Genomic DNA, 13,073 nt, shown 5'->3' on the forward strand with positions numbered 1-13,073 from the left:
CTTACGTTTAGTGACAGATGACTTGGAGGGCATAAGGAATCTGCTCAATCACATCTCGAGCAAGCATGCCGGCCTCTCCAAGTCGGTTGGAGGCCAGATCACCGGCCATCCCATGGATATATACGGCCGCGCAGGCGGCTTCCCACGGCGGAAGCCCTTGCGCCAGGAGGCCGACCGTCATGCCGGTCAGGGCATCGCCTGTCCCCGCCGTTGCCATCCCGGGATTTCCGGTGGGGCAGATGGCGACCACTCCGTCCGGTCGAGCGATCACCGAGCGGGCGCCTTTCAATACCAGAATCACGCCTGCCTGGCGGGCGAATCGGCTGGCTGTGCCGATCCGGTCCGCATTCACCGACTGAGCGGTCGCACCTGATTCAAGCCGAGCCATTTCCCCTGGATGAGGAGTAAGGATCGGCGTGACTCTGCATCCTGCCAAGAGATAGCTCTGCCCCGCCAGGGCAGTGAGTGCGTCCGCGTCCATGACGGAGGGGCGGTCCAGGTGTTTCACGAGAGACCGAACCAACTCGACGGTCTCGTTATGAGTCGATAGGCCCGGACCGACGGCTACCGCGGTCTTCGATCGAATGAACCGGATGAGCGGGTCGAGACTGTCACGACTGAGCGTCCTCGCTTCGGTTTCCGGAAACGGCACGGTCATCGCCTCAAGGAGCTTGGCCTCCAGCACATCGTTCACGCTGGTTGGTGCGGCAACCGTCACCAAACCCGCCCCCGTCCGAAGCGCCGCCTGCGCGGCAAGCGCTGCAGCTCCGGTCTTGCCCACGGAACCGGCAATGATGCCGACATGACCAAAGGTGCCCTTGTGCGCGGAGGTCCGCCGACGAGGAAGGCTGTGCCGGACGATTTTCTTGTCGAGCAGGGTTACGTGACTGTCTACGTCCGCGGCGAAGGACGGAGGGATCCCGATATCCGCCACCTGGACGATTCCGGCGTGATCGATCCCCTGGCCGACGTACAAACCTAGTTTGGGAAGACCGAAGGTGACCGTCAGGGAGGCGTCCACGGCTGCTCCCAGCGCTGAACCGCTGTCCGCATGGATTCCCGAGGGAATATCGACGGCCACCGTGGGTCGCCCGCATTGGTTCAACAGATTGATCGCGTCTCGGTAGGTCCCTATCACGTCAGTGCATAAACCGGTGCCCAAGATGGCGTCGACCACCAGATCGCTCGCAGCCAAGAGTGTCCTGGTTCGATCCTCGACACGAAAAGGAAGGATCGAGGACCTGCCGGCCGTTCGAATGAACCGTCGGTACATGACGGCGGCATCACGGGTGAGCGCTGAAACCGGCGTCAGCAAGAACACACGGACTTTGGCGCCACAACGATGCAGCAGCCGGGCGACGACCAGTCCGTCCCCTCCGTTGTTTCCCTTTCCACAGATGACAGTGATCGTTCTGGCGCGCGGAGACCCGAATTGTGCCTCCAGATGCTTGACCACCTCTTGGCCGGCACGTTCCATTAACACGATACCGGGAACACGGCCTTCGACGATCGTCCGACGGTCCAGCGCCTGCATCTGGGCGGCGGTGACAACCTTCATAGAAGACCTCGCCTGATCACGATTCTACAGCGCTGCGAGAATGAGCCCCTCCTGCAGCCCGGTACCTCAACTGACGAGCGCCTTCATCTCCCTCACGGCGCGATCGAGGCCGACCAATATCGCCCGGGCCATGATACCGTGGCCGATGTTGTACTCCACGATTTCCGGAACATGCGTCAGGCGTTTCACGTTCTGGTAATTCAAACCGTGGCCGGCATTGACACCGAGGCCAAGCTTATAGGCCAGTTTTGCCGACTGGGTGATGGCTTCTACTGCGGCATCGGCCTCCTTGGCCCGTTGGGCATTGGCATAGCGCCCTGTATGAAGCTCGACGAAATCCACCGAGAGTTTATGGGCTGCCTTGACTTGCGAGAGATCCGGTTCGATGAACAGGCTGACGGAAATGGCGCTGTTGTGCAGAAGGTCCACGATCTGATGGAGACGGTCCTTGTGGCCGACGGCATCAAGACCGCCCTCGGTCGTCAATTCCTGCCGTCGCTCGGGAACGAGCGTGACCATGTCCGGCCTGATCCCTAGCGCGAGCTTCGCCATGTCTTCATCGGCGGCGATTTCAAGATCTAGCTTCGTGTGGATCATGTCACGAAGCAGCCGAACGTCACGATCCTGAATGTGACGTCGATCCTCTCGAAGATGGACGACAATTCCGTCTGCCCCTGCCAGTTCCACCAACACCGCGGCGGCGATCGGGTCGGGGTCCGGCCCGCCGCGAGCTTGACGGAGAGTCGCGATGTGATCAATGTTGACACCCAATCTAGGCACTGCCACCTCCATCTTGAAGCCAGATCGACGAAAAGAGCCGAAGTCGGACAATGGGTAGGAGAGCCGTCGGCTGTTGTAGCAGAAATCCTCGGAACGGGGCAAGAAATGGGGAGCACGCCAGTGACCCCCGCGGCGTTCCTCACGTCGTCCTGCCGAACCCCACAGAAACACGCGACAATTTGACTCTGCAGGCCCGCCGCAATTAGAATACGCGCTTGTCGGCTAACGGGGGTGTATCCATCCCGAGCCTGCATCCACTCATCGAATACGACAACATCTCGCGTTATGGGATTGGCTGATCACTTCTACCGGTTGAAACGGCTTCCTCCGTATGTGTTTGCCCAGGTGCAGAGCCTGAAACTGGACGCTCGCCACCGCGGGGAAGATATCATCGATTTCGGGATGGGCAACCCGGACCAGCCGACACCTCCGCACATCGTCGAAAAGATGATCGAAGCAGCGCGGAAAGGGAGGAATCATCGCTACTCCGCCTCCCGCGGCATCACGAAGCTGCGCCATGCCATCGCCGCCTGGTATCGCCGCAACTACGACGTCGACTTGGATCCAGAAACGGAAGCGATCGTCACGATCGGCTCGAAAGAAGGGTTGGCGCATTTGTCTCTCGCCATGATTGGCCCCGGCGATGTGGTGTTGACCCCGACGCCGACCTATCCGATCCATATGTACAGCTTCATCATCGCGGGTGGAGAAGTCCGCGGGATTGAATTGCGGCCCGACAGCGACTTTTTCGACGATCTTCAACGGGTCTATCGGCAGACATTTCCTCGGCCGAGGATTCTCGTCATCAATTTTCCTCACAATCCCACCACGGCCGTCGCCGATCTGGAGTTCTTCAAGAAAATCGTGGCCTTTGCCAAGGAGCACAACGTCATCGTCATTCACGATCTCGCCTATGCCGACCTGGTATTCGACGGGTACAAGGCTCCAAGCTTTCTTCAGGTGCAAGGCGCCAAGGACGTCGGAGTCGAGTTCTATACGCTGTCCAAGGCCTACAACATGCCGGGATGGCGGGTGGGGTTTTGTGTCGGTAACCGTGAAGTGGTCGGTGCATTGGCCAAGATCAAGAGCTACCTGGACTACGGCATCTTCCAACCGCTTCAAATCGCCAGCGTCATAGCGCTGAACGGGCCTCAGGATTGCGTGAAGGACACCGTGTCGCGCTATCAGAAACGGCGCGATGTCCTGGTGAGCGGCTTGAATCGCATTGGATGGAACGTCGCCAAGCCCCGGGCGACGATGTTCGTCTGGGCCAGGATTCCGCTGCCATATCGCCATATGGGATCGCTGGAGTTTTCCAAACTGCTTTTACGAGAGGCGAAAGTCGCCGTGTCGCCCGGAATCGGCTTCGGCGAGGGCGGTGACGAATACGTCCGGTTCGCCCTGGTCGAGAACGAACATCGAACGAGACAGGCGGTCAGGGGCATTCGCAAGGCCTTGAAGCTTGAGGGAACGGAAGAATGAGATCGCGCGTGGGTGTGGGGATTGTCGGGTTCGGTACCGTCGGGTCCGGGGTCGCCAGAATTCTATTGGACAATGCAGCGATCATCCGGCGACGGGTGGGGGCTCCGCTTGAGCTCGCCCGGATCGCCGATCTCGACGTCACTCGCAGCCGTGGGATCGATTTGGCGTCGGGTGTCCTCGTGAACGATGCCAAGCAGGTCTTGGCCGATCCCCAAGTCGACATTGTCGTCGAACTGATCGGTGGCTGTGACCTCGCCAAGCGAATCCTCCTCGACGCGATCGATGCCGGAAAGCATGTCGTCACGGCCAATAAGGCGTTGCTCGCGCTTCACGGCGAAGAATTGTTTGCGGCGGCGGCCCGCAAGGGAGTCGATCTCGGGTTCGAAGCCAGTGTCGGCGGCGGGATTCCTGTCATCCGTGTCTTGACGGAAGGACTGGCTGCCAATGCGATTCAATCGATTTACGGCATCATCAACGGGACCTCCAACTACATTTTGTCCCGCATGACGAATGAAGGGCAGGGATTTGGAGAGAATCTGGCTGAAGCGCAGCGGGCGGGGTATGCAGAAGCCAATCCGACGTTCGACGTGGCGGGGACGGACTCGGCGCACAAGTTGGCGATCCTGGCAAACTTGGCCTTCGGTTCGCCGATTAACTTCAAGGATCTCTATACGGAGGGCATCACGCATATCACGCAGCATGATATTGCCTATGCCCGGGAGTTCGGATTCACGATCAAATTGTTGGGTATCGCCAAGCTGGTCGACGGCGAGGTGGAAGCGAGGGTGCACCCCACGATGCTTCCGGCTGATTCCCCGTTGGCCAAGATCGAAGGTGTCTACAACGCGATTCAGTTGGTCGGCGATGCGGTGGGAGACGTAGTCCTTGTCGGTCGAGGGGCCGGCGACATGGCGGCGGGCAGCGCCGTGGTGAGCGATATCATTGCCAGCGCCCGTCATCTGCTGAAGGGCGGCGCCGGCCGTGTCCCACCCGCCTCATTCCAGCAGGACCAGCGGCGTCCCTTGCGCATGCGACCGATGGAGGAGATCAGCTCGTTGTACTATTTGCGATTCATGGTGCTCGATCGTCCTGGTGTGTTGGCGCAAATAGCCGGTGAACTCGGCCGCTATGGAATCAGCATTTCTTCGATGTTGCAAAAGGGACGGCGAGCAGGACAAACGGTGCCGATCGTGATCAAGACGCACGCGGCGCAGGAGCGAGCCGTTCAGATGGCGCTGCAAGAGATCAACCGCATGGACTTCATGTCCGAGCCGACCACCTTGGTTCGAGTGGAGGGTAAGGACGAGTGATGCCATGAATCCCTGGCGCGGGTTGATCGAAGAATACCGCAAGTTCCTGCCCGTGAGCGAACACACGCCGGTCGTGTCCTTAGGAGAAGGAAACACGCCTCTCATCCGAGCGGGCAAGCTCGCCAAAACAATTGCGCCCGGCGTCGATCTCTACCTGAAAGTCGAGGGGGCCAATCCGACCGGATCCTTCAAGGATCGCGGCATGACCATGGCGATTTCCAAAGCGCTGGAGAACGGCGCGCAGGCGGTCATCTGTGCGTCGACCGGGAACACTTCCGCGTCGGCGGCGGCTTACGGCGCACGTGCAGGCCTGGCGGTCTATGTTCTGATCCCTGCGGGGAAGATCGCAATGGGCAAATTGTCGCAAGCCATGATGCATCAGGCCACGGTGATTCAGATCGACGGGAATTTCGATCAGGCGCTCTCGATCGTCAAGGAGGTGTCGGTGCTGCATCACATCGAGCTCGTCAACTCGCTCAATCCCTATCGGATCGAAGGCCAGAAGACGGCTGCCATGGAGGTGTGCGATCAATTGGGTGACGCCCCGACTCTGCATGTGTTGCCGGTTGGAAATGCGGGAAATATCACCGCGTATTGGAAGGGATATCAAGAATACCGCGCAGCCAACCAGACGACCCGCTCGCCGCGCATGATGGGCTTTCAGGCTGCGGGAGCGGCTCCGATGGTACTCGGCCGTGTCGTTGAAAACCCGCAGACGGTGGCGACGGCCATCCGAATCGGTAATCCCGCGAGTTGGCAAGCCGCTTTGGAGGTGATCAAGGACTCCTCGGGAGCCATTGATTCGGTTCTGGACGAAGAGATCCTCCAGGCCTATACCATGGTGGCTGGAACGGAGGGCGTGTTCTGTGAGCCGGCTTCGGCGGCCTCCGTTGCTGGGGTAATTAAGCTGAGCCGGCAGGGTGCGCTTCGCGAGGGAGACACCGTCGTGTGTACCTTAACCGGCCACGGCTTGAAGGATGCCGATACCGCCATTAGTGTGTCGGTTCAGCCGAAAACCGTCCAAGCCACCAAGGACGATGTGGTTCGGCTCCTCAAAGTCTAGACGGCCATGCTATCGGATGTGCCGACCCTCAGGGGCGCATAAGGCCGCTTCATCACGGCGAACCAAGATGCCGTTCTGGGCCTCTGCGCAGACGGGTCTTGTGTCGAAGGGGAATGACACATCATTTGCGATGTGGATGTGGTTTCAATGAAATATGTGATTCTGCATGTCGATGGGGTAGCGGACCAACCCCGCACTGAACTGGGCGGCAAGACCCCTCTTCAGGCCGCTTCAATTTCTCACCTCGATCGCCTCGCGCAAAGCGGAGAACTCGGGGTCCTGACGGTTCCATCGGAAAATACCCGACACGGCAGCGGGTTGACCGGTACCTGCATCCTCGGCTACGAGCCGCGGAAGTACTACCAAGGCCCCGGTCCGCTGGAGGCGGCAAGCCTCGGTGTCGCTGTCGGCGAACATGACGTGGTCTATCGATGTACCATGGTTACGCTCAGGACTGAGCCGCAGTCCGCCGTCAAGAGCGGGGCACCCGAGGTCAAGAAACTTGGCCCCCACGTGATCATGGAGGACGCGACAGCCGGCCTGATTACGGGCATGGAAGCGCGGGAGTTGATCGATGCTGTCAATGAGCAGCTGGGGTCTGAGATCATTCAGTTTTACCCGGGATCGGGACATCGACACCTGATGGTATGGGTGAACGGAAAGCCCAGGGCGATGTGCACCGATCCGCAGTCTCTGGTGGGGAAGCCCATCAGCGATGCACTCCCCGCAGGAGACGGAGCGGACATGCTTCGGAAACTCATGGACGCCTCCTTGACCATTTTGCGAGATCATCCGGTGAACGACGAACGTCGAGGAGCAGGCCTCCCACCGGCCAATTGCCTCTGGCTGTGGGGCGAAGGGCGAGCCGTTGCGTGGCCGAGCCTGACTGAGCGGTTTCACGTTTCCGGAGTGGTGGTGTCCTCGAGCGATGTCCATCGAGGACTTGGCCTGCTCGCGGGACTTGAGGCGGTCGATCCTGAGCGGTTGTTCGGAACGGATTTGGCCGGGAGAGCTGCTGTTGCGCTGGAGGAACTCAGAGAGAAGGATTTCGCCTATGTGCATGTCGAATTGCCCGATACCGTCGTCTATAGCACCGATGTCAAAGCCAAAGTGACCGGGATTGAGGATATTGATCGGGAGTTGGTTCAGCCGCTTCTCCAAGGGATGGCACGATTGGGCCCATACCGCCTTATGGTCCTCTGTGACCCCGGCAGTGTGCATCAGGAGAGACCGGCCGACGGGCAATGGTTTTATGCGTATCGGGATAGCTCAGTACAGCCGGCTGCAAGCACCACACGGCGTTTCACCGAGGCGGATGCACAAGCGGCGACCCTCGCGCCTCGGGATGCCACGAAATTCGTCGTGCGACTGTTCGCCAAGCCCTCCTGATGCCGATGTCCTTGATTGTTCAGAAATACGGCGGAACCTCTGTCGGTACGGTCGAGCGGATCCATCGCGTTGCGGACAACGTCGAGCGGGCGTGTAAGGACGGGCATCAGGTCGTCGTGGTGTTATCGGCCATGAGCGGCGAGACGGATCGCTTGTTGCGCCTCGCACACGAAATGACTCCCCTGCCGGATGAACGGGAACTCGACATGCTGCTTTCGACCGGCGAGCGCGTCACCATCGCCCTTCTGGCGATGGCGTTACGTGGCCGCAATCTCGATGCGCGATCATTCACCGGTCGTCAGGTCGGCATCTTGACGGACAGTGCTCATACCAGAGCCCGTATCACGAAGGTGACGGCCGAGCGCATCCGTGAATCCTTGGCGAGGGGTATCATCCCCGTCGTGGCCGGCTTCCAGGGGATCAACCAGCAGTCGGACGTTACGACATTGGGACGCGGGGGTTCCGATCTAACGGCGGTCGCATTGGCTGGGGCGCTCAAGGCCGATCGATGCGTGATCTTTACGGACGTCGACGGCGTCTACACCACTGATCCTAATATCGTGCCGTCGGCTCGACGCATCGACAAGATCTCGTATGAAGAAATGTTGGAAATGGCCAGTCTCGGGGCGAAGGTGCTGCAGAGCCGCTCCGTGGAATTTGCAGCGAAGTTCAACGTGCCGCTGGAGGTCAATTCGAGTTTCAAGGAAGGAAAGGGGACGCTTGTGACACGCGAAGACAGAGACATGGAGGCCGTCGCGGTTTCCGGAGTCACGGGCGACCGGAATCAGGCCAAGATCACGATCGTCGGGGTGCCGGACAAGCCGGGCATCGCAGCCGGTCTCTTCGGGCCGGTGGCCGAGGCGAATATCCTTGTCGATGTGATCATTCAGAACATGAGTCAGGCGGCCTTGACCGACATCTCTTTTACGATTCCCCGAGTGGATGTGAAAAAGGCCGTCCCGCTCATTCAGGAGGTGGCCAAGAACATCGGAGCCAAGACCGTCTCTGTTACGGAGGCGATTGCCAAAGTTTCGCTGGTAGGGGTGGGGATGCGTTCCCACTCGGGGGTGGCCGCCAAGATGTTCGAGGTCCTGTCGCAGGAAGGTGTCAACATCATCATGATCAGCACCTCAGAAATCAAGATCTCCTGCGTCATCGATGAAAAATATCTTGAACTTGCCATGCGGTCACTGCACTCGGCGTTCGGCCTTGACCAGCCTCGGAACGACGACCGAACGTCGAAATAGCCTCGCCAGCCATGATTTGAGTCTCGACAGGATTGCCCCGCGCCTGGTACCCTCTCGTCATGCCGAAACGTCCTTCAACACGCAAACCTCAACGTCGGACCAGCGATCGCTCCGATGTCTCGCTAGCGGCTCTGCCTAAGGCTCCCACGATTGAAATTTATGACACCACGCTGCGTGATGGTGCGCAGGCCGAGGACGTCAGTTTTTCCGTTGAGGATAAGGTTCGCATCGCGCAGAAGCTGGACGACCTGGGAGTTCATTTCATCGAGGGCGGTTGGCCTGGCGCCAATCCCAAGGATATCGAGTTTTTTCGTATCATCAAGACCATTCCGCTGCAGCATGCGAGCGTGATCGCGTTTGGCTCCACGCGCAAAGCCAGCAATCCAGTGGACAAAGACCCGACGATCCAAGCGCTGCTTTCTGCCGACACCCAGACGATTACTCTGTTCGGGAAAAGTTGGACTTTCCAGGTCACCGACGCCCTCGGCATCGCACTGAGCAAGAACATCGAGATTATTGAGGATTCGATCGAGTACTTGCAGTCCAAAGGGCGCCGAGTCTTTTATGACGCGGAGCATTTTTTCGACGGGTACAAGGCCGACCCCGAATACGCGCTGAAAACGATCCGTGCAGCTGTGGCCGCCGGTGCGGCGCGCATCATTCTGTGCGATACGAACGGCGGATCAATGCCGTGGGAAATCCGCGAAATCTGTCGTGCCGTCCAAGCCGAATGCTCGATTCCTCTTGGAATCCATGCCCACAACGACTGTGAAATGGCGGTCGCCAATTCCCTTATTGCGATCGAAGCTGGGGTCAGGCAGGTGCAGGGGACGATCAACGGGATCGGAGAACGCTGCGGCAACGCCAACCTCACCTCCATTGTTCCGAATCTACAGTTGAAGATGAAGCGACCGGCACTAGGAGATCGACTCAGCCGGCTGAAGGACGTGTCGGGCTTTGTCACAGAAATCGCCAACCTCATGCCCAACAAGCATCAGCCCTATGTGGGAGATGCGGCGTTTGCCCATAAAGGCGGCGTCCACATCCATGCTGTGCTCAAGAACCCAGCAACCTATGAGCATATCGACCCCGCGAGGGTCGGCAATCGACAACGCATGCTTGTTTCCGACTATGCCGGCCGGAGCGGCATCCTGGAAAAAATTGAGTCGTACGGGCTGAAGATTGCGAAGGATCATTCCAAGGTCGGGGAGCTCGTTGAAACGCTCAAAGAACGGGAGAATCAGGGCTATCAGTTTGAAGGGGCGGAAGGTTCGTTCGAGTTGCTCATGCGAAAGGTCATGGGGGCCCATTCTCCTTCGTTTCAGCTGCTGGGATTTCGCGTGGTGGTCGAGAGAAAGCAAGATGACGGGACCTCCAGCTCTGAAGCCACGGTCACGGTCAAGGTGGGTAAAACCGTCGCACATGCCCGAGGAACAGGCTCCGGACCTGTGAACGCACTGGATCATGCTCTGCGGACGTCATTGGAACGCTTTTATCCGGAGCTCCGTGAAGTGAAGTTACTCGACTATAAGGTGAGGGTCCTTTCCGCCAATCGTGGTACGGAATCCAAGGTGCGTGTCCTCATTGAATCAGGAGATCATAAGGATAAGTGGGGAACGGTCGGGGTCTCTGAGAACATCATGGAGGCAAGTTGGCAGGCCTTGGCCGATAGCATTGAGTATAAATTGCTCGCCAGAGACCGGTCGTCCGACCAGTCGTCCTCCTGAATTTGTCCTTGACAGCTCACATAACCTCACGTAACTTATGGTGAAACTAGCTTTTGTCTCGAAGGAGATGGTCGAGCAGCCCGAGGAGTTGCGTAGGGGGAAGCATGAGAAAGGCAGATATTGCGAACGAAATCTACAAGCAGGTTGGAATTTCGAAGAATGAGGCGGCGGACATTGTAGAGCTCGTGCTGAACATGCTCAAGGCTGTGTTGCAAAAGGGAGAATCGGTCAAGATTGCTGGTTTCGGAAATTTTGTTGTCAGGAGCAAAGGTGCACGAAAAGGTCGAAATCCTCGAACAGGCGAAGAAATTGGGATTACGCCCCGTCGTGTCGTGACCTTCCGTCCCAGTCAGGTATTCAAAAAGTACGTCAATTCATAACCCCGTTACTCACGTCGCAAATCCTGGCACGAGGATCGGTCATGGGGAATGAGCCCCGGCTGGGAAGCAAAGTCTTCTATAAAATAGGGGAAGTCAGCCAGGTTACGAAGCTGCCCGCATATGTCCTGCGGTTTTGGGAGTCGCAGTTTCCCTTTCTGAAGCCCAAAAAAAGTCGTGGAAACCAGCGATTGTACGTCAGGCGTGATATTGAGATCGTTCTGGAGATTAAGCGGATGCTCTATGAAGAAGGCCACACGCTTGAGGGAGTGAAACGGTATTGGGCTAGACGAGGCCGGGTTTCCGCCCAGCGGCTGAAGCCAAAGGAATTGGCGCAGAAGTTGCGGGGCAGTCTCCAAGCCATTTTGAAACTCCTGGAATCTCAATGAGCAGACCCTTCCTTCGAGAACCCGACTGTTCTAGTTGCAATCGGAGGTCCTCAGAGGAGAGAATGCGACAACGTTGGCTTCTGTCGGGGCGTGGCGCAGCCCGGTAGCGTACTCGCTTGGGGTGCGAGTGGTCGGCCGTTCAAATCGGCTCGCCCCGACCAAATAGCCAACATTCATAGTGAACTGCTGAGTGTCGACGATACGTGTGCCCCCCCGGAGGTGCCAGCAGATTGCTCCGGACATGCGGACCTCTCTGAACGACTGAGCTGCCGACGAGCAGCTTTTTTTGTGCCCGGTATCCACATGCGCATTTTGGTGACAAACGACGACGGAATTTCATCGGCAGGACTAACCGTGCTCGCCGAGGCCCTGGGAAAGCTGGGCGAGGTGTGGGTCGTGGCGCCGGATCGCGAACGGACGGCGGTCGCCCACGCCGTGACACTGCATAAGCCCCTGAGAGTCCATCGGCAGGCAAAGCGTATGTTCACCGTCAATGGAACGCCGGTCGATTGCGTCAACCTCGCATTACAGAACATCCTTCCGGCGCCCCCACAGCTCCTGGTTTCGGGGATCAACAAGGGCGTGAACCTTGGTGACGATGTGTTGTACTCGGGTACCGTGTCCGCTGCTGTCGAAGGGACTATTCTCGGCATACCCTCGATCGCGGTGTCGCAAGAGGGTCGCGAGACCTTCCGCTTTTCGGTGGGCGCCCATCATGCCATACGTATCGCGCGCTTGGTCCTTGAGCAGGGCTTGCCGGAGGAAACGCTCCTCAATGTCAACATTCCGGATCGTCCCCTCGCACGCACAGTTCACGTCCGCGTGACGTGCCTCAGTCGGCGACGGTTCGATAATCCGATCATAGAGAAAGTCGATCCACATGGTCGAACGTACTACTGGATCGCAGGTACCCGGGTGTCGTGGAGTAGAAACAAGGATTCGGATCATGAGGCGATCGCGGAGGGAGCGGTGTCGCTGACGCCCATTCATCTCGACAGCACACACTACGACGCAATGGACCGCTTCCGAGCCTGGGAACCACTGCTCAGACGCAGCGATCGCTGGACACAGGCTCGGCGTGCGATTAGGAAAAGGAGAGGGTAAGGTACATGGGAGGGCTGATCGAGGCGATCGTCACATTGTTAGGTCGCTTCGTGATGAATACGATCAGCTCTCTCGGGTACAGCGGCATTGTTCTGACTATGGCGATTGAGAGCGCCTGCATTCCGTTGCCCAGCGAAATTATCATGCCGTTTTCTGGGTATCTCGTCACCACCGGCCAGTTCAGCTTGATCGGCGTCACCTTGGCCGGCGCCATCGGTAACGTCGTCGGGTCGATCGTTGCCTATTACGCCGGGGTGTGGGGCGGACGGCCGTTTGTCGAGCGATATGGCCCGTATATGTTGGTTTCGCATAAAGACCTTGATCTTGCCGATCGCTGGTTTCAGAAATACGGTGATGCGGCCGTGTTGTTCAGCCGCATGCTGCCGGTCGTCCGAACCTTCATTTCGTTACCGGCGGGGATCGCCGCGATGAATTTTCCCCGCTTCGTCCTGTTCACGTTCCTCGGTGCGTTGCCCTGGTGCTATCTCTTGGCCTACATCGGTGTCAAAATGGGGGAGCAGTGGGATCAACTGCATGACTATTTTCACCAGTTCGATATGGTCATCGGCCTCCTGTTGGTGCTGGCCGGCGGTTACTTTCTCTGGTCACACTGGCCTCGGCGTGAATACGACCGTCCTTCATAGTGC

The 13,073-nt window shown here is 58.5% G+C and carries 12 protein-coding genes and 1 tRNA gene; 11 read left to right on the forward strand and 2 right to left on the reverse strand.

The genetic code is table 11. The features are described from left to right. Positions 1-7 precede the first annotated feature (7 nt). Positions 8-1,558, reverse strand: coding sequence for an NAD(P)H-hydrate dehydratase (locus P0111_02560; protein ID MDF0642889.1), 1,551 nt, complete (start codon positions 1,556-1,558; stop codon positions 8-10). 66 nt (positions 1,559-1,624) lie between these two features. Then, positions 1,625-2,338, reverse strand: coding sequence for a pyridoxine 5'-phosphate synthase (locus P0111_02565; GenBank protein ID MDF0642890.1), 714 nt, complete (start codon positions 2,336-2,338; stop codon positions 1,625-1,627). Between the two features lie 285 nt (positions 2,339-2,623). Here P0111_02565 and alaC point away from each other — a divergent pair, with 285 nt between their 5' ends. From alaC to P0111_02620, 11 genes are all read left to right on the forward strand, one after another. Next, the gene (gene alaC, locus P0111_02570; protein ID MDF0642891.1) at positions 2,624-3,820 is read left to right on the forward strand and encodes an alanine transaminase; all 1,197 of its coding nucleotides are present in this window, start codon (positions 2,624-2,626) and stop codon (positions 3,818-3,820) included. Continuing rightward, positions 3,817-5,130, forward strand: a complete 1,314-nt coding sequence (locus tag P0111_02575) for a homoserine dehydrogenase (GenBank protein MDF0642892.1) — start codon at positions 3,817-3,819, stop codon at positions 5,128-5,130. The genes alaC and P0111_02575 overlap by 4 nt, the downstream gene beginning before the upstream one ends. A 4-nt stretch (positions 5,131-5,134) precedes the next feature. After that, positions 5,135-6,193, forward strand: coding sequence for a threonine synthase (thrC, locus tag P0111_02580; protein ID MDF0642893.1), 1,059 nt, complete (start codon positions 5,135-5,137; stop codon positions 6,191-6,193). 147 nt (positions 6,194-6,340) lie between these two features. After that, the gene (locus tag P0111_02585) at positions 6,341-7,582 is read left to right on the forward strand and encodes a hypothetical protein (GenBank protein MDF0642894.1); all 1,242 of its coding nucleotides are present in this window, start codon (positions 6,341-6,343) and stop codon (positions 7,580-7,582) included. Between the two features lie 5 nt (positions 7,583-7,587). Continuing rightward, positions 7,588-8,829 carry an aspartate kinase gene (locus tag P0111_02590; GenBank protein ID MDF0642895.1) on the forward strand — a complete coding sequence of 414 codons (1,242 nt, stop codon included), beginning with the start codon at positions 7,588-7,590 and terminating at the stop codon, positions 8,827-8,829. A 59-nt stretch (positions 8,830-8,888) separates the two neighbouring features. Beyond that, on the forward strand, positions 8,889-10,556 hold the full coding sequence (cimA, locus tag P0111_02595) for a citramalate synthase (protein ID MDF0642896.1): 1,668 nt from the start codon (positions 8,889-8,891) through the stop codon (positions 10,554-10,556). 104 nt (positions 10,557-10,660) lie between these two features. Further along, positions 10,661-10,936, forward strand: a complete 276-nt coding sequence (locus P0111_02600) for an integration host factor subunit alpha (protein MDF0642897.1) — start codon at positions 10,661-10,663, stop codon at positions 10,934-10,936. 41 nt (positions 10,937-10,977) lie between these two features. Next, the gene (locus P0111_02605; protein ID MDF0642898.1) at positions 10,978-11,322 is read left to right on the forward strand and encodes a MerR family transcriptional regulator; all 345 of its coding nucleotides are present in this window, start codon (positions 10,978-10,980) and stop codon (positions 11,320-11,322) included. Positions 11,323-11,406: 84 nt separating this feature from the next. Then, positions 11,407-11,483 (forward strand) — tRNA-Pro (locus P0111_02610). A gap of 142 nt (positions 11,484-11,625) precedes the next feature. Then, entirely contained in the window at positions 11,626-12,426 is an 801-nt protein-coding gene (surE, locus tag P0111_02615) for a 5'/3'-nucleotidase SurE (protein ID MDF0642899.1), read from the forward strand. A gap of 5 nt (positions 12,427-12,431) precedes the next feature. Further along, complete coding sequence (locus tag P0111_02620; protein ID MDF0642900.1) at positions 12,432-13,070, forward strand: DedA family protein; 639 nt, start codon at positions 12,432-12,434, stop codon at positions 13,068-13,070. The last annotated feature ends 3 nt before the right edge of the window (positions 13,071-13,073 follow it).

Origin of the sequence: Nitrospira sp. (assembly GCA_029194535.1) — a bacterium.
In the GTDB taxonomy this organism is placed as follows: Bacteria; Nitrospirota; Nitrospiria; order Nitrospirales; family Nitrospiraceae; genus Nitrospira_C.